This window comes from Azospirillum sp. SYSU D00513, assembly GCF_017356015.1.
Classification (GTDB): domain Bacteria; phylum Pseudomonadota; class Alphaproteobacteria; order Azospirillales; family Azospirillaceae; genus Azospirillum.
Genome location: NZ_JAFIQV010000015.1, coordinates 54,434 through 72,158, shown reverse-complemented (window position 1 = coordinate 72,158; position 17,725 = coordinate 54,434). Strand labels below are relative to the sequence as shown.

13 protein-coding genes are annotated in these 17,725 nt (G+C 70.8%); 9 read left to right on the top strand and 4 right to left on the bottom strand.

Features of this window, described 5'->3' with window-relative positions:
* Positions 1-21: 21 nt before the first annotated feature.
* The 4 genes from kdpB to JUB11_RS13265 are packed head-to-tail and all read left to right on the top strand — an operon-like array spanning position 22 to position 6,277.
* Positions 22-2,124 (top strand): potassium-transporting ATPase subunit KdpB, encoded by a 2,103-nt coding sequence (kdpB, locus tag JUB11_RS13280; RefSeq protein WP_247887024.1) that lies wholly within the window; start codon positions 22-24, stop codon positions 2,122-2,124.
* Positions 2,125-2,153: 29 nt separating this feature from the next.
* A complete protein-coding gene (gene kdpC, locus JUB11_RS13275) occupies positions 2,154-2,735 on the top strand; it encodes a potassium-transporting ATPase subunit KdpC (RefSeq protein WP_207459029.1) in 582 nt (193 codons plus the stop codon).
* Between the two features lie 13 nt (positions 2,736-2,748).
* Positions 2,749-5,532, top strand: coding sequence for a sensor histidine kinase KdpD (locus JUB11_RS13270; protein ID WP_207459028.1), 2,784 nt, complete (start codon positions 2,749-2,751; stop codon positions 5,530-5,532).
* 58 nt (positions 5,533-5,590) lie between these two features.
* The gene (locus tag JUB11_RS13265) at positions 5,591-6,277 is read left to right on the top strand and encodes a response regulator (RefSeq protein WP_207459027.1); all 687 of its coding nucleotides are present in this window, start codon (positions 5,591-5,593) and stop codon (positions 6,275-6,277) included.
* A 24-nt stretch (positions 6,278-6,301) separates the two neighbouring features.
* On the opposite strand, the gene JUB11_RS13260 is transcribed toward JUB11_RS13265, so the two are convergent.
* Both JUB11_RS13260 and JUB11_RS13255 read right to left on the bottom strand, forming a co-directional pair.
* Positions 6,302-6,712: a hypothetical protein gene (locus JUB11_RS13260; protein WP_207459026.1), complete on the bottom strand. Its 411-nt coding sequence runs from the start codon at positions 6,710-6,712 to the stop codon at positions 6,302-6,304.
* A 1-nt stretch (position 6,713) separates the two neighbouring features.
* On the bottom strand, positions 6,714-7,001 hold the full coding sequence (locus tag JUB11_RS13255) for a hypothetical protein (RefSeq protein ID WP_207459025.1): 288 nt from the start codon (positions 6,999-7,001) through the stop codon (positions 6,714-6,716).
* A gap of 243 nt (positions 7,002-7,244) precedes the next feature.
* Here JUB11_RS13255 and JUB11_RS13250 point away from each other — a divergent pair, with 243 nt between their 5' ends.
* Positions 7,245-7,619: an XRE family transcriptional regulator gene (locus JUB11_RS13250; RefSeq protein ID WP_207459024.1), complete on the top strand. Its 375-nt coding sequence runs from the start codon at positions 7,245-7,247 to the stop codon at positions 7,617-7,619.
* A gap of 26 nt (positions 7,620-7,645) precedes the next feature.
* Here JUB11_RS13250 and JUB11_RS13245 read toward each other — a convergent pair whose 3' ends face one another.
* Positions 7,646-8,086 (bottom strand): DUF305 domain-containing protein, encoded by a 441-nt coding sequence (locus JUB11_RS13245; RefSeq protein ID WP_207459023.1) that lies wholly within the window; start codon positions 8,084-8,086, stop codon positions 7,646-7,648.
* Between the two features lie 41 nt (positions 8,087-8,127).
* Positions 8,128-9,024 (bottom strand): DUF72 domain-containing protein, encoded by an 897-nt coding sequence (locus JUB11_RS13240; protein WP_207459022.1) that lies wholly within the window; start codon positions 9,022-9,024, stop codon positions 8,128-8,130.
* A 278-nt stretch (positions 9,025-9,302) separates the two neighbouring features.
* Here JUB11_RS13240 and JUB11_RS13235 point away from each other — a divergent pair, with 278 nt between their 5' ends.
* From JUB11_RS13235 to JUB11_RS13220, 4 genes are all read left to right on the top strand, one after another.
* Positions 9,303-11,654, top strand: a complete 2,352-nt coding sequence (locus JUB11_RS13235; protein WP_207459021.1) for a glucose/quinate/shikimate family membrane-bound PQQ-dependent dehydrogenase — start codon at positions 9,303-9,305, stop codon at positions 11,652-11,654.
* 90 nt (positions 11,655-11,744) lie between these two features.
* Entirely contained in the window at positions 11,745-13,232 is a 1,488-nt protein-coding gene (locus JUB11_RS13230) for a cation:proton antiporter (protein ID WP_207459020.1), read from the top strand.
* Positions 13,233-13,367: 135 nt separating this feature from the next.
* On the top strand, positions 13,368-14,543 hold the full coding sequence (locus JUB11_RS13225) for an efflux RND transporter periplasmic adaptor subunit (protein WP_207459019.1): 1,176 nt from the start codon (positions 13,368-13,370) through the stop codon (positions 14,541-14,543).
* Positions 14,540-17,680, top strand: a complete 3,141-nt coding sequence (locus JUB11_RS13220; protein ID WP_207459018.1) for a multidrug efflux RND transporter permease subunit — start codon at positions 14,540-14,542, stop codon at positions 17,678-17,680. Before JUB11_RS13225 ends, JUB11_RS13220 begins: the two co-directional genes overlap by 4 nt.
* Positions 17,681-17,725 lie beyond the last annotated feature (45 nt).

Here is a 17,725-nt window from a genome sequence, read left to right as displayed (position 1 = left end):
ACTCTCATGAACACCCCTGGCATGAACACCCCTGTCATGAACAAGCCGGCGAAGGGTGCCGCCCTGTTCGACGGCGCCATCCTGCGCGCGGCGTCCGTGGATGCCCTGCGCAAGCTGGACCCCCGCGCGCTCGCCCGCAATCCGGTGATCTTCGTCACCGCGGTGGCGGCGCTGCTCTCCACGGTCCTGTTCCTCCGCGACCTCGCCCTGGGCGGGACTGTCCCCTTGGCCGTGGTGGGGCAGATCGCCGCCTGGCTCTGGTTCACCGTGCTGTTCGCCACCTTCGCCGAGGCGCTCGCGGAAGGGCGCGGCAAGGCCCAGGCGGCGAGCCTGCGCCGGACCCGTACCGAGACGCCGGCCCGGAAGCTCGCCTCCCCGGACGCCGAACGCTGGACCGAGGTGCCGGCCACCGCCTTGCGCGCCGGCGACCTCGTGCTGGTCGAGGCGGGGGAGGTCATCCCCGGCGACGGCGACGTGGTGTCGGGCATCGCGACGGTGGACGAATCCGCCATCACCGGCGAATCCGCCCCGGTCATCCGCGAGTCCGGCGGCGACCGCTCGGCCGTCACCGGCGGCACGCGGGTGGTGTCGGACCGCATCGTCCTGCGCATCGCCACGAACCCCGGCGAAAGCTTCCTCGACCGCATGATCGCGCTGGTCGAGGGCGCCAAGCGCCAGAAGACGCCGAACGAGATCGCCCTGACCATTCTGCTGGTCGGCATGACCATCATCTTCCTTCTGGTCGTCGCAACCCTGCCGGCCTTCGCGAGCTGGTCGGGCACCGGCATCCCGGCCATCTTCCTGGTGGCCCTGCTGGTGACCCTGATCCCGACGACCATCGGCGGGCTGCTGTCGGCCATCGGCATCGCCGGCATGGACCGGCTTGTGCGCTTCAACGTCATCGCCAAGTCCGGCCGGGCGGTGGAGGCGGCGGGCGACGTGGACGTGCTGCTGCTGGACAAGACCGGCACCATCACGCTCGGCAACCGGCAGGCGGCGGAGTTCATCCCCGACGCCGGGGTGCCGGAACGCGAGCTGGCCGAGGCCGCCTTCCTCGCCTCGCTGGCCGACGAGACGCCGGAGGGCAAATCCATCGTCGCGCTGGCGCGGGAGCGGTTCGGCTTCGACCCGGAGGCCATCGGGCGGTCGGGCCTGAGCTTCATCCCCTTCACCGCCCAGACGCGCATGAGCGGCGTGGACCTGCCGGGGCCGCGCGCGGCGGGCGGATCGGCGGCGGTGGCGGAGGCGCCGACGGAAATCCGCAAGGGCGCCTTCGATGCCATCGCCGCCCGCGCCGGCCGGCGGGGCATCTCCCGCGAGCTGACCCTGGCGGTAGAGCGCGTGGCGAAGGCCGGCGGCACGCCGCTGCTGGTGGCGCGGGACGCGCGCGTGCTTGGCCTCGTGCAGCTGAAGGACGTCGTCAAGCCGGGCATCCGCGAGCGGTTCCAGACCCTGCGCCGCATGGGCATCCGCACCGTGATGGTCACCGGCGACAACCCCCTTACCGCCGCCGCCATCGCCGCCGAGGCCGGGGTGGACGACGTGCTGGCGGAGGCGACGCCGGAACGCAAGCTTGAGCTGATCCGCGGCTACCAGGCGGACGGGCGGCTGGTCGCCATGTGCGGCGACGGCTCCAACGACGCGCCGGCGCTGGCGCAGGCCGACGTCGGCGTGGCGATGAACACCGGCACCCAGGCCGCGCGCGAGGCCGGCAACATGGTCGATCTGGAGAGCGATCCCACCAAGCTCATCGAGGTCGTCATGATCGGCAAGCAGCTGCTGATGAGCCGCGGGGCGCTGACCACCTTCTCCATCGCCAACGACGTGGCGAAATATTTCGCCATCATCCCGGCCCTCTTCATCGCCGGCATGCCGCAGCTCCAGGCGCTGAACCTCATGGGGCTGGCGAGCCCGCAGAGCGCCATCCTTTCGGCGATCGTCTTCAACGCGCTGGTCATCGTCGCGCTGATCCCGCTGGCCCTGCGCGGCGTCGCCTACCGTCCGGCGCCCGCCGCCGTGCTGCTGCGCCGGAACCTGCTGGTCTACGGGCTCGGCGGGCTGCTGGTGCCCTTCGCCGGCATCAAGCTGATCGACCTTGCCGTCACCGCCCTCGGCCTCGCCTGACCCGGCCCCTTCCTGATCGGAGGAATCCCATGCTGAACCAGCTACGCCCCGCCGTCCTGCTTCTGGCCGTGATGACCGTGCTGACGGGCCTGATCTATCCGCTGGCCGTCACCGGCATCGCCCAGGCGGTCTTCCCGGCCCAGGCCAACGGCAGCCTCGTCGAGCGGGACGGCCGCACCGTCGGCTCCGTCCTCATCGGCCAGGGCTTCAGCCGGCCGGAATACATCCACCCCCGGCCGTCCCTGGCCGGGGCCGGCGGGTACGACGCCTCGGCGTCCGCCGCCTCGAACCTCGGCCCGACCTCCCAGGCCTTGGCCGATGCCGTGGCCGCCCGCGTGGAGGCGTTGCGGGCTGAAAACCCGGATGCCGCCGGGCCGGTGCCGGCCGATCTCGCCACCGCCTCGGCCAGCGGCCTCGACCCGCACGTCTCGCCCGGCGCGGCACTCTTCCAGGCGGCCCGCGTCGCGCGGGCGCGCGGCGTGCCGGAGGAGGTCGTACGCGGCGTCATCGCGGACCTGACGGAAGGCCGGCAATGGGGCATCCTGGGCGAGCCGCGGGTGAACGTGCTGCGGCTCAACCTCGCCCTCGACGAGCGGTTTCCGGTGAAGTAGACGCAAGGGCGACATGGCCGACACCGACCAGAACCACCGCCCGTCGCCCGACGCGCTGCTCGAGGAGGTCATCCGCGAGCGGCGCGGCCGGCTGAAGATCTTCCTCGGCGCCGCACCCGGCGTCGGCAAGACCTACGCCATGCTGGAGGACGCCCGCGCGCGGCTGCGCGAAGGGGCGGACCTCGTCGTCGGCATCGTGGAGACGCACGGCCGGGCCGAGACCGAAGCGCTGCTGGCCAGCTTAAAGATGGAGGGGCTGGAAATCCTGCCGCGCCGGACGGTCGAATATCGGGGGCGTCCCTTTGGGGAGATGGACCTGGACGCCATCCTGGCGCGCCGGCCCGCCCTGGTGCTGGTGGACGAGCTGGCGCACGCCAACATCCCCGGCAGCCGCCACCTGAAGCGCTGGGAGGATGTGGAGGAGATCCTGGACGCGGGCATCGACGTCCACTCCACGCTGAACGTGCAGCATCTGGAAAGCCTGAACGACGTGGTCGAGCGCATCACCGGGGTGCGCGTGCGGGAGACGCTGCCCGACGGCGTCCTGCAGCGGGCGGACGAGATCGAGCTGATCGACCTGCCGCCGCAGGAACTGATCCGGCGGCTGGAGGAGGGCCGGGTCTATGTGCCGGAGCAGGCCCGGCGCGCCATCGGCCGTTTCTTCTCGCCCGGCAACCTGACCGCGCTGCGCGAGCTGGCCCTGCGCCAAGCGGCGGAGCGGGTGGACGCGCAGATGCTGCGCTACATGCGCGCCAACGCCATCCCCGGCCCCTGGCCGACGCGCGAGCGCATCGTCGTCTGCATCGGCGAGGGCGCGCAGGCCCTGCGGCTGGTGCGTACGGCCAAGCGCATGGCGGAGCGGCGCGACGCCCCCTGGGTGGCACTGCATGTCGAGACGCACCGCCAGGCCGGGCTGCCGGAGGCGGACAAGGACGGCATCACCGCCGCCCTGCGCCTCGCCGAACAGCTCGGGGCGGACAGCGCCGTGCTCCAGGGCGACCGGGTGGCCGACGAGATACTGAGCTTCGCCAAGGCGCGCAACGCCACGCAGATCGTCGTCGGGCGCGCCCGCGCCGGGCGCTGGCTGCGGCGTGCCGGCCGCTCCGTCACGGCCGAGCTGCTGGCACGGACGGAGGAGTTCGACCTGCTGGTGGTCGCGGGGGAGGAGCCCCGGCGCTCTGCCGCGCCGGACGGCCCCCGGCCGGGGCAGGGGGCGGGGCAGGGAGCGGTGGCGCGGTCGGGCTGGCGCGGCTACGCCGCCGCCACGGCCGCCGTCGCGGCGGCGACGGCTTTCGCCTTCCTCATCGACCGGTGGCTGCCGGTCGCCAACATCTCGGTCGCCTATCTGCTCGCGGTTCTGCTGGTCGCGATCCGTTTCGGCCGGGGGCCGTCGATCCACGCTTCCGTCGTCGCCTTCTTCGGATTCAACTTCTTCTTCACCGAACCGCGCCTGACCTTCGCCATCTCCGACGCGCAGAACATCGTCACCGTGTTCTTCTTCCTGGCGGCGGCGATGATCACCTCCAACCTCGCCGCCCGGCTGCGCGCGCAGGTGGAGGCGACGCGGATCGGCGCCAAGCGGACCGCGAACCTCTACGACTTCAACCGGCGCATCGCGGCGGCGGCGGGGCTGGACAATGTGCTGTGGGCGGTGGTGCACCACGTCGCCTCCACCATGAACGGCGCGTCGCTGGTGCTGATGCCGCCGGAGGACGGGCAGGGGGCGCCCTCCGCGTCGCCGCGCGAGGGCGGCGGGCTGGAGATCCGGGCCGGCTTTCCGCCGGAGGACCGGCTGGACGAGAAGGCCATGGCCGCCGCGCGCTGGGCCTGGGACAACGGCAAGCCGGCCGGGCGCGGATCGACCACCCTGCCGTCCTCCGACTGGCTGTTCCTGCCGCTCCGGACGGGGCGGGGGGAGGTCGGCGTCCTCGGCGTGCAGCTCGGCGCCGGCACCGAGCTTCTGTCGCCGGAGCAGAGCCGGCTTCTGGAGACGCTGGCCGACCAGGCGGCGGTCGCCATCGAGCGCACGGCGCTCGTCTCCGACGTCGAGACGGCGCGCGTCGCCGCCGAGACGGAGCGGCTGCGCGCCGCGCTGCTGTCCTCCCTGTCGCACGACCTGCGCACGCCGCTGGTCTCGATCCTCGGCGCCGCCTCCAGCCTGCACGACTATGGCGGGACGCTGGGGGAGGGCGAACGGGCGGAGCTGACCCAGACCATCCAGGAGGAAGCCGAGCGGCTGAACCGCTTCGTCCAGAACCTGCTGGACATGACGCGCATCGGCTCCGGCGCGCTCAAGCCGCGGGCCGACTGGGTGGATCTCGGCGACGTGGCGGGGGCCGCGCTGAAGCGCGCCGGCCGGATCCTGGGCGGCCGCGGCACCCGGCTGGATCTCGCCCCCGACCTGCCCCTTCTGCGCGCCGATCCGGTGCTGCTGGAGCAGGTCTTCTTCAACCTGATCGACAACGCGTGCAAATACGCGCCGGACGGAACGCTCGTGTCGGTCCGGGCGGAGCGGCGGGGCGGACTGGTGGAGATCGAGGTCGCCGACCAGGGGCCGGGCATTCCCGAGGCGGACCGCGAGCGGGTGTTCGACATGTTCTACCGCGTCGAGGCGCGCGACGCCCGCGCGGCCGGCACCGGGCTGGGCCTGGCGATCTGCCGTGGTATCCTGGAGGCGCACGGCGGCACCATCGCGGCGCGGCCGGGCCGCGGCGGGACCGGCACCGCCATCGTCATGACGCTGCCCGCCACCGCCGAGCCGGAGCTGCCGGAAACCGGCATGCCCGCCGGAGACTAGAAAGACGCAGGCCCTTATGTCCGCAGCCATGCCCGCAGCCCCACCCCCGGCGCCGTTCATGCCGAAGATCCTGATCGTGGACGACGAGCCGCAGATCCGCCGCTTCCTGCGCATCAGCCTCGGCGCCAACGGCTACGCGGTGGTGGAGGCGGAGGACGGGCGGAGCGGCATCGCCGCCGCGGGCGCCGAGCGGCCGGATCTCGTCATCCTCGATCTCGGCCTGCCGGACATGGACGGGCAGGAGGTGGTCAGCGCCATCCGGCAGGCCCGCCCCGTGCCGATCATCGTGCTGTCCGTCCGGGCGCAGGAGTACGACAAGGTCGAGGCGTTGGACCGGGGTGCGGCGGACTATGTGGTGAAGCCCTTCGGCACGGCCGAGCTGATGGCCCGCGTGCGCGCCGCCCTGCGCCAGCGCCCGGAGGAAGGGGAGCCGCCCGCCATCGTCGCAGCAGGCCCGGTGACCATCGACCTCGCCCGCCGCGTGGTCACGCGCGACGGGGCGGAGGTCCACCTGTCGCGCCGCGAATACGAGCTGCTGGCTGCCCTGGCGGGGCGCCCCGACCATGTGCTGACCCACGCCGACCTGCTGCGCAGCGTCTGGGGGCCGGCGCACGTCCACGACACGGCCTACCTGCGCGTCTATGTCAAGCAACTCCGCCAGAAACTCGAACCCGACCCCAACCAGCCGAGCCTGATCGTCACCGAGCCGGGGGTGGGCTACCGTTTCCGGACCGGGGGAGAGTGAGGCGGGCGGGAGTGATGGACCGGGCTACCTGCTGACCACGGCGACGTCCTTGACCACCTCGTCCACGATATCCGGATGGCGGGCGATGATGTGCAGGAGCAGCCGGGTCTGAGGATCCTGAGGGCTGCGGGACTGCTCCCAGTTCCGCAGCGAGCCGAGTTCGATGCCGAAGCGGAGCGCGAACTCATGCTGCGTCAATTCCATGCGCTCGCGCAAAGCAGTGATGTCCACCGGTGGCGGATCAATGCGGCGCAGTCCCCGGACGCCGAGGCTGCCGAGGTCGGTGATCAGCTTATCCGCGTCATCGACATCCGGCAGTTCGACAGTAACCGTTTCGCCCTTTGCCAGCCGGTTCAGGGCGTCGTGCGCCCGCCGCGTCCCAAGTCCTTGGCCAGCAAGCAGGCGGACGACATCCACCGGACGGGGCATCCCCATGTCAGGGTGCATCCGAAGAGTAAGGACGGCGGACATGGCGCCGGGGTTTCGGGGTCTTACCCCGGCGGAGCCCCGTCGTGCGAGTGCCTCCTTCAACGACAGCCGATTGGACACCGAAATCCTCCATCAGGGCTTGCGCGATGGCGTTCAGTCCCTCGATTCCGATCGCACCCTTCGCCAGACCGTGGATGTGGCATTCGCGAAGGATGAGTTCATCGCCGACGACGACCTGTGTCACCAGATCGAGTGTTCCGAGTTGCACACCGTTCTTGGAGAGTTTCAGGAACACCGTGAAACTCGGAGGCTCCTCATCCTCGAACAGAGAGTCTGGATCGACGCTGATTCCTATTTCCCAGGGTCCCCAACAGTACGCATCTTGCGTAGTATCGTCAACGGGCTCGGTTGGGTCCAGGTTCCCCTCCTGCATGGAACAAGGGATTCAGGATACGAAGGGCTGCGCACGCGAATGGGCGCGCCATCACATCCGATTGCATGTTAAAACCATGCAGCAAGGCCCATGCGGAGGCAAGCCATGGTGGCATCAGTGCAGGAGTTCTTCGCCGCCCTGATCGGGGCCGACGACGGGCTCGTCGAGCCGGACCGGGTTGCCCACCGTCTGCGGGCTACGAAGCCCCAGCTTGCCGAGGCGCTGGGGTTATCCGAAGACGCCGTCTTCCCGAAGGGCGACCAATCACCGTCGGCGGCTCAGGCCCGCCTGCGCGACTTGGTGGAGATCGTCGGCCAAGTCGAGGCCTGGGCTGGGACGGGTCCACGCGCGTTCGCCTGGTACCGTTCCCAGCCTTTGCCGTCCTTCGGCGGCCTGACGGCGGAAGCGCTTGTTAAACAGGGCCGTGCGTCGGCGGTGAAAAGCCACCTTGCCCGTATCGGCGTCGGCGGTTACGCCTGAAGGGTCCTGCCGCGGCCCCCGCCGGCTTACCGTGCCGCCTGCTGCGGCGGGTGGCGTTCCAGCCAGCGGTCGAACTGCTGGATCTCGCGGTTCTGATCCTCGATGATCTTCTCGGCGAGCTTGCGCATCTCCGGGTCCTTGCCGTAGCGGAGCTGGACCTTCGCCATGTCCACGGCGGACTGGTGGTGGGCACGCATCATGGACGCGAAGTCGTGGTCGGCGTCGCCGGTCATGGGGCTGGCCATCATGTCCCGGTTCATCTTGTCCATGGACTCCATGTAAGCCTGCGACGCCGGGGTTTCGGGCATCTTGTGCTGGATGGATCCCTGGCTGTGTTCCATGCCGCCTTGGCCATGCTGCATGGCCGGTGACTGGTGGGCTGGGGTTTGCTGCGCCAGCGCGGGAGCGGCGAGAAGGACGGTCAGCGCCGAGGCGGCGGCAAGGCGGAGCGGGATTTTCGGGGTCATGGACGCATCCTCCTGTGTGGGGGCGGGCGGAACCACCTCTGCTAACCGTGCGGGGCGCCGGCCCGTTCCCCGGCTGCGGGCGCGGCGCGGGCCGGGCGAGGCGGTTCGTCGGGGGCCTTCCCGCTGCTGAAGCGTGAGGCCAGCGACAGCGCGTCAAAGGGGGCGCGCACGCGGGCGTCGTTGTCGAAATAGACGAAGACGCGCTGTGCTCCCTCGGCCCTCCAGTCCCGGATCCGTTCGGCCCAGCCGTCGAGCGCATCCTCGCCATAGCCGCTGGCATACAGCTCCTCGGCGCCATGCAGCCGGCCATAGGCGAAATCCGCCGTCAGCCGGTCCATCCGCTCCCAGCCGGGTGCGTCGGAGCTGACCAGCGCCACCCCGCGTTCCCGCAGCAGCTCGAAGAAGGCGGGATCCTGGAAGCTGGGGTGCCGCACCTCCAACGCGTGGCGCAGGAGGCCTTGCGCGACGGGTTCCGTCCAGGACCGTCCCTCGACGATGGCGGTGCAGCCCCGTGCGATCCGCGCGGCCTCCTCCATGTCCCCGGGCAGCCGGTCGAGAAAGCGGGCGAGCCGGTCGCGGTCGAAGCGGGTGCGTTCGGGAAGCTGCCACAGGAAGGGGCCGAGCTTGCCGCCGAGCAGCAGCAGGCCGGAGGCGAGGAAATTGGCGAGCGCCTCCGCCACGTCGCCGAGCTGCTTGCGGTGGGTGATGTAGCGGCTGCCCTTGACCGCGAACAGGAAGCCTTCGGGCGTCTCGGCGTGCCAGCGCCGGAAGGTGTCCGGGCTTTGCAGGCGATAGAAGGTCGCGTTGATCTCCACCGAATTGAAGAGCCGCCCGATGTGGTCCAGCTCCAGCCGGTGCGGCAGCTTCGGCGGATAGAAGGCCCCGCGCCAGGTCGGATAGGTCCAGCCGGAGGTGCCGATGCGGATGGCGTCGGACATGCCCTTTGCTCCCTTCAAGCGCCGTTCTCCGGACCGGCCGTCACGGAACAGGCCAACACGGCACCAACGCGGATGTTTCCTCCGGCCCGTCTCCATCCGACCCTCCCGCACTCTGGCTGCGTGCGGGAGGATCGTTCTAGGACAACCAAAGAACGCAGTGAAATAATCGGCGTCACTGATCAATAGCCATAGGGGCGGCGCATAGCCGCCATGGTGGAACGTTCCGGCTTTGCCGGGGTTGGCGCGTCGTTGTCCGGCAGCAGTGGGAGCCTGGGGCGATGATCATTACACTGATACTGTTTCTCGCGATGGCGCTGTTCCTCGGGATCGGTGGGGCATGGCTCATCGCGCTCGGCGGAAGCTGGTACTATTTCATCGCGGGCGTGGCCTTCGCCGTGACGGCGTATCTCGTCCTGCGGCGCAAGCCGGGGGCGCGGCTGGTCTACGCCCTGCTGATCCTGGGCACGCTGGCCTGGGCCGTGTGGGAGGTCGGGCTCGACTGGTGGCAGCTCGGCACGCGCGGCGGTCTGGTCGTCCTGCTCGGGCTTTGGCTGCTGACGCCCTGGGCGCTGGGGCGCCCGGCGACGCCGGTACCGGTCCCCGGCGCCGCTCCCGGCAAGCGGATGTCGCAGATGGCGCTTCTGGGCGCCGTGCTCGTCTCGCTGGTGGTCGCGGGCGTGTCGATCTTCCGCGACCCGCAGGACATGGCCGGCCGCCTGAACACGGAGGCCGTCACCGCCCAGAACGCGAGCACCCAGGCCGGCACCGGCGACGTTCCGCCCGGCGAATGGCACCATTACGGGCGCACGCTGTACGGGCAGCGCTATTCGCCGCTGAACCAGATCACCACGGAGAATGTCGGAGAGCTGGAGGTCGCCTGGACCTACCGCACGGGCGACATCCGCGGCCCGGACGACGTGGCGGAGACCACCTATCAGGTGACCCCGCTGAAGGCGGGCGACATGCTCTATCTCTGCACCCCGCACCACATCGCCATCGCGCTCGATGCCACGACCGGCCAGGAGCGGTGGCGCTTCGACCCCAAGATCCAGCTCGACCCCAACCGGCAGCACCAGACCTGCCGGGGCGTGTCCTATCACGTGGACAGCGCGCGGTCCGGCCAGCCCTGCGCCGCGCGCGTCTTCCTGCCGACCGCCGACGCCCGGCTGATCGCGCTCGACGCCATGACCGGCACCGTCTGCACCGGCTTCGGCCAGGGCGGAACGGTCGATCTCTGGGCCAACATGCCGAACAAGCAGAGCGGCTTCTACTATTCGACCTCGCCGCCCGTGGTGGCACGGGGGCTGATCGTCATCGGCGGGTCGGTCAACGACAACTACGCCATGGAGTCGCCGTCGGGCGTGATCCGCGCCTTCGACATCAACACGGGTGCTCTCGTCTGGAACTGGGATTCCGGCAACCCCGACCGCACCACGCCGCTCGGCCCGGGTGAGACCTACACGGCCAACTCGCCGAACAGCTGGTCGATCTTCAGCGCCGACGAGGCGCTGGGCATGGTCTACATCCCGCTCGGCAACCGCACCCCGGACCAGCTCGGCATGGGGCGCAGCGAGGCGGTGGAGCGTTTCAGCTCCTCCATCGTGGCGCTCGACCTCGGGACCGGGCAGGTGCGCTGGGTGCGCCAGACCGTGCACCACGATCTGTGGGACATGGACGTCCCGGCCCAGCCGGTGCTGATCGACATCACCACGGCGGGCGGGCCGGTGCCGGCGCTGGTCGGCCCGACCAAGCAGGGCGACCTCTACGTGCTCGACCGGCGGAGCGGTGAGCCCATCATCCCCGTGCGCGAGGTGCCGGCGCCGGGCGGCGCCATCCCGGAGGACCGGACATCCCCAACCCAACCCGTCTCCGGCCTGACCTTCATGCCGGAGCCGCTGACCGAGGCGAACATGTGGGGCGTCAGCCTGCTCGACCAGCTGGCCTGCCGCATCCAGTTCCGCTCCCTGCGCTACGAGGGGCGCTACACCCCGCCGTCGCTGCAGGGCACGCTGGTCTATCCCGGCAATTTCGGCGTCTTCAACTGGGGCTCCGTCGCCGTTGATCCGGTGCGGCAGGTCATGTTCGGCATGCCGACATACCTGGCCTTCACCTCGCAGCTGATCCCGAGCGACCAGGTCGGCTCCGGCCAGAAGGTCAACACGGGCGAGGCGGGCCTGAACCTCAATGTCGGCGGCCCTTATGCCGTGCGGATGCAGCCCTTCCAGTCGCCGCTCGGGCTGCCCTGCCAGGCGCCGCCCTGGGGCTTCGTCGCGGGCGTGGACCTGCGCACCGGCGAGATCGCCTACAAGCACAAGAACGGCACCGTGCGGGACGCCGGCCCGGTCCCGCTGCCGCCGATCGAACTCGGCGTGCCGGGCATCGGCGGGCCGATGATCACGGCCGGCGGCGTGGCCTTCCTGGGTGCCGCCATCGACAACTACCTGCGCGCCTACGACCTGACCACGGGCGAGACGCTGTGGGAGCAGCGCCTGCCGGCGGGCGGGCAGGCCACTCCGATGAGCTACACGGCGGGCGACCGCCAGTATGTCGTCCATGTCGCGGGCGGCCATGGCTCCATCGGAACCAAGGCCGGCGACTACGTCATCGCCTACGCCCTGCCGAAACAGTAAGGCGCCTGGTTCCCATGACGCGCCCGGTCCGCAGGAACGGACCGGGCGTCCGCATGTTGCAGGGCTGCCGTTCCCGACGCGAGGGCGCCCTTGACCACGCTCCAATTCGCCGCCCTGCTGCTGGCCGTCATCGGGCCGCTGATGGTCCTGGCGCGGCTGTTGCGCCTGCCGGACACGCTGGCGCTGTTCGGCGCCGGGGCGGCGTCGGCCTTCCTGCCCGGCCTGCCGCCCGTCAAGGTCGACCCGCAGCTCATCCTGGAGCTGTTCCTGCCGCCGGTCATCTACGCCTCGACCGTGCGGGTGTCCTACCATCTGCTCCGCTTCACGCTGCTGCCCGGCGTCCTGCTGGGGGCGCTGCTGACGCTGGCGACCGCGGCGGCGGCGTCGGTCGTGGCCTGGCTGCTCCTGCCGGAGCTGCCCTGGACCAGTGCGGTGCTGCTGGGCATCCTGGTCTCCCTGTTCGACACGCGCCTGTTCCACGAGGCCAAGGGCCGCCCGAAGGTTCCCCGTGCCGTCGCCGACACGCTGAAGGCGCGGGAGATGGTGACGCGCGTCCTGCTGGTCACCGGCTTCGGGCTGGCCGTGGGGGTGCTGACGGAGGGAGAGGCCTCCATGCCGGCCTTGTTCGGCGGCTTCGCCTACGACTTGCTGGGCGGCATCATGGCGGGCTTCGCCCTCGGGCGCGCCATGGTGTGGCTGAGGGAACGCGTGCATCCGGCACCGCTGGAGATCGCCGTGTCGGTCGCCACCCCCTATCTCGGCGCGCTGCTGGCGAAGGCGGCGGGGTTGCAGGGCGTCGTTGTGATCATGACCGCCGCCCTGGTCATTTCCGCCGTGCGCATCGACCGGCGCACGGGCGCGCCGCATTCCTCGTCGGAGGCCCGCATCACCGCCATGGCCTTTTGGGAGCAGGCGAGCCTGATGCTTTCGGCCGTGCTCTTCTTCCTGGCCGGGCGGGCAATGCCGGGCGCGGTCCGGGATCTGGGCGACTGGGCCTTGCCGGCCGCGGCGCTGGCGGCCGCCGGGCTGCTCCTGCTCGTGCTCGTGATCCAATACGCGGTGGGCTACGCCACGGCGGCCCTGCCGCAGGTCGCCACGGCGCTGTCCGGCACGACGCGCGCCGCCGCCGCAGCGATCATCGCCTGGGCCTCGACCCGCTCCGTCGTCGGGCTGATGCTGGCCTTGTCGATCCCCACCGACGCCGCCGGCGGGCAGCCCTACGCCGACCGCAATCTGATCCTGGTCGTGGTGGCGCTGGTGATCGTCGGTTCGGTGGTGGTCCAGGGGCTGACCCTGCGCCCGGCCGTCCGGCGCGCCGCCCTGTCCGACCACAGGGAGGAGGATGAGGAGGAGCGGCTGGCCGAACGCACCATGGCCGAGGCCCGCGGCAGGGAAGCGGCGGGCGGGGAGGGGGAGGCCGCCAACGGCTTCGACGCCGAACGGCGCGCCCTGCTCGCCCTGCGGGAGGAGGACCGCATCGGCGACGAGCTGCTGCGGAGCCTGCTGCGCGAGGTCGATCTGCGCTCCCGCGTCGAGGAGAAGGGCAGCCTGCCCGGCGCCGGGCCACCCTCGCCGTGACGTCCGGCGCCTTGAGCCGGCGGATTAAGACCCATTCGCGGGAGCCGAACCGGCATTTGCGTTGTTGAGGACAGGTCGCGCCCCTTTTTGCCGCGATCCGAATTCGATGTTCCCCGCCGGAGACGAGCGCCCGCGATGCCCCACCGCAAGCCCCCCGCCCCTCGGACCTCCTTCCGGCTTCTCCGCTCCGGCCCCGCCGTCTTACTGGCCGCCCTGATCGCTTGCGGCCCGGTGCTCGCCCAGACCGGCGCGCCCGCCGGGCCGCCGCCGGCCGTGACCACCGTACCCGTGCAGGCGCGCGACGTGGCGCCGACGGCGGAGTTCATCGGGCGGATCGAGGCCATCCAGTCCTTCGAGGCGCGGCCCCGCGTGGAGGGCTTCCTGCGGGAGGTCGCCTTCTCCGACGGGCAGGACGTGAAGGCCGGCGACCTTCTCTACGTGATCGAGCCCGGCCCCTACGAGGCGGTGCTGGCGTCCGCCCGCGCCCAGCTGACGCGCGCCGAGGCCAGCCTGCGCCAGGCCGAGCAGTCCTATCAGCGGGTGGAGGAGCTGCGCGGGCGCGGCAACGTCAGCCAGGCGCAGCTCGACGAGGCCATCGCCGCGCGCGACATCGCCCAGGCCGACGTGCTGGCGGCCCGCGCCGCCGTGCAGACGGCGGAACTGAACCTCAGCTACACCCGGATCGCCTCGCCCATCGACGGGCGGATCGGCACCACCGCCGTCACGGTCGGCAACCTGGTGACGCCCTCCACGGGCGCGCTTGCCAACGTGGTCCAGCTCGACCCGATCCGCGTGGTCTTTTCCGTCAGCGACCGCGACCTGATGGCGGTGCAGCAGCAGCATGAGGGGCTGTCGCCTCAGGAATTGGTGAAGCGCTACGTCCCCCGACTGCGGCTCGCCAACGGGGCGGACTACGCCCAGGAGGGGCGGGTGGAGTTCGTGGACAACCGGGTGGACCCGGCGACCGGGACAATCGCCATCCGCGCCGTCTTCCCCAACCCGCAGCGCTCCCTGCTGCCGGGCCAGTTCGTCACCGTCCTGATCCGTCCGGAGCAGACCGAACGCCGCCCGGTGGTCCCGGTCGCCGCCGTGCAGCAGGACCGGGAAGGACGCTTCGTCCTGGTGCTCGACGCCGAGAACCGCGTGTCCCAGCGCCGCATCGAGCCCGGCGCGCAGATGGAGCAGATGCTCGCCGTCGAGAAGGGCCTTCAGGAGGGTGAGACGGTCATCCTCGACGGCGCGCAGAAGGTTCGGCCGGGCATGGTCGTCCAGCCGAGCCCGGCCGTGGACCAGATGGCGGCCCAGCCATGATCTCGGCGCTCTTCATCCGGCGGCCGAACCTCGCCATCGTCATCTCGCTGGTGATCGTGCTGGCGGGCCTCCTGGCGATCCGCGTCATCCCGGTCGCCCAGTTCCCGCCGATCACCCCGCCGACCGTGCAGGTCGTCGCGAACTATCCCGGTGCCAACGCCCAGGTCGTGGCCGAGACCATCGCAGCACCCATCGAGGCGCAGGTGAACGGCGTCGAGAACATGATGTACATGAGCTCGACCAGCACCGACACCGGCGCCTATACCCTGACCGTGACCTTCGAGGTCGGCACCGACCCGGACCTCGCCACGATCAACGTGCAGAACCGCCTGTCGCTGGCGACCCCGCTGCTGCCGTCGGAGGTGACGCGCCAGGGTGTCACCGTGCGCCAGCAGTCGCCGAACATGCTGATGGCGGTGAGCATCTTCTCGCCGGACGGCCGCTACGACCCGGTCTTCATCAGCAACTACGCCAGCATCAACCTGCGCGACGCGATGGCCCGCATCGAGGGCGTCGGCGAGGCGCAGGTGATGGGTGCCCTGACCTACAGCATGCGCATCTGGATGGACCCCGACCGCATGACGGCGCTGGGCGTCACGGCGACCGAAGTGGTCGACGCCATCCGGCAGCAGAACGTCCAGGCCTCCGCCGGGCAGATCGGCGCGCCGCCGACCCCGTCCGGTCAGCAGCAGCAGCTCACCGTCCTGGCGCAGGGCCGGCTGGAGGATGTGGACGCCTTCCGCGACATCATCGTCCGCACCAACCCCAACGGCGCCGTCGTGCGGGTGCGCGACGTCGCCACCGTCGAACTCGGCGCGCAGAGCTACAGCTCGACCTCCAAGCTGAACGGCAACCCGGCGGCGACGCTCGTCGTCTATCAGGCCGCCGACGCCAACGCGCTGGACGTCGCTCAGTCGGTCCAGGCCGAGCTGGCCCGCCTGTCCGAACGCTTCCCCGAAGGGCTCGACTACGCCGTGGTGTTCGACACCACCCGCTTCGTCAACGCCACCATCGAGGAGATCGTCCTCACCCTCGGCATCACCTTCGTGCTCGTGGTCGCGGTCACCTACCTGTTCCTCCAGGACTGGCGATCCACCCTGATCCCGACGCTGGCGATCCCGGTGTCGCTGATCGGCGTGTTCGCGGTGCTGCTCGCCGCCGGCTACAGCGCCAACACGGTGACGCTCTTCGCGCTGATCCTCGCCATCGGCCTCGTGGTGGACGACGCCATCGTGGTGGTGGAGAATGTCCGGCGCGTGATGGAGGAGGAGCCGGAGCTGTCGTCGGCCGAGGCGGCCCGGCGCGCCATGGGGCAGGTGACCGGCCCCATCGTCGCCTCCACCCTGGTGCTGGCCGCCGTCTTCGTGCCGGTGGCCTTCCTGCCGGGCATCACCGGCCAGCTCTACCGGCAGTTCGCCGTCACCATCTCCGTCTCCTTCCTGATTTCGGGCATCAACTCCCTGACCCTCAGCCCGGCGCTCTGCGCGCTCCTGCTGCACCGGCCGGAGATGCCGACGCGCGGGCCGCTCGCCGCCTTCAACCGGATGCTTGACCGCACGCGCGACGGCTACGGCCGGCTGGTCGGCGGCATGGGGCGGCGGCTTGCCCTGTCGATGCTGGCCTTCCTCGCCATCGCGGCCGGCGCCGGCTTCCTGATGCGTTCGCTGCCCTCGGCCTTCCTGCCGGCGGAGGACCAGGGTTATTTCTTCGTCAACGTCCAGCTCCCCAGCGCCGCCGCGCTGGAGCGCACCGAGGCGGTGCTGAACCGCGTGGAATCCATCATGCAGGACACGCCGGGCGTCGCCGACGTGATCAGCGTGTCGGGCTTCAGCCTGCTGGGCGGCGCCGGTTCCAACGGCGGCCTGCTGATCGCGGCGCTGGAGCCCTGGGAGGAGCGCGGCGACGCGGCCGAGCAGGTGGACGGGCTGCTGGCCCGCCTCCAGCCGCAATTCGCCGCCATCCCGCAGGCGACCATCGTCGCCTTCAACCCGCCGAGCATCCCCGGGCTGGGCGCCACCGGCGGCTTCAACTTCCAGCTCCAGGCGCTTGGCGGACAATCACCGCAGGAGCTGTCCCAGACGCTGCGTGGCCTGCTCTTCGCGGCCAACCAGGATCCGTCGCTGCGCGCGGTGTTCAGCACCTACAGCGCCGAGGTGCCGCATCTTTTCCTGGATCTCGACCGCACCAAGGCGGCGCTGCTCGGCATCACGCCGGGCGACGTCTTCTCCACGCTCCAGGCCCATCTGGGCTCGCTCTACGTCAACGACTTCAACCTGTACGGCCGGGTCTTCCGCGTGATGGTGCAGGACCAGGCGCGCTTCCGGGACGAGGCCAACGCCATCGACCGGCTGCACGTCCGCGCCGCCAGCGGCGAGCTGGTGCCCCTGCGCAGCATCGCCTCCATCCGCACGGTGCTGAGCCCCGACGCCGTGTCCCGCTACAACCAGTTCGCGTCCGCCGCCATGAACGGCCAGCCGGCGCCGGGGGCCAGCTCCGGCGAGGCGCTCGCCGCCATGGAGCGGGTCGCGTCCGCGACCCTGCCGCAGGGCTATGGCTTCGAATGGTCGGGCCTGTCGCTCCAGGAGAGCGAGGCCGGCAACCAGACGCTGGTGGTCTTCGGGCTGGCGCTGCTCTTCGCCTATCTGTTCCTGGTCGCGCAGTTCGAAAGCTGGCTGGTGCCCCTGTCGGTCGTGCTGTCGGTGGCGGTCGCCATCGGCGGGGCCGCCTTCGGCCTGTGGGTGACCGGGACGGCCAGCGACATCTACGCGCAGATCGGCCTCGTCCTGCTGATCGGCCTCGCCGCCAAGAACGCCATCCTCATCGTCGAGTTCGCCCGCACCCGGCGCGAGGAAGGACAGCCCATCATCGAGGCGGCGGTGGAGGGTGCCCGCACCCGCTTCCGCGCGGTGCTGATGACCGCCATCGCCTTCATCCTGGGCGTGGTGCCGCTGCTGGTCGCCCATGGAGCCGGTGCCGCGAGCCGCTGGTCCATCGGCGTCACCGTCTTCAGCGGCATGATGGCGGCGACGGTCGTCGGCATCGTCTTCGTCCCGCTGCTCTTCATCCTGTTCGAGCGGGTCAGCGAGCGGCTGACCCGCCGCCCCGCCGCCCGGGCCAAGGCCGCCCCCGCGGAGTGACGCGGGGGTTCCTGCCCAAAACATGAACGTTTTTTGATCTCGGCC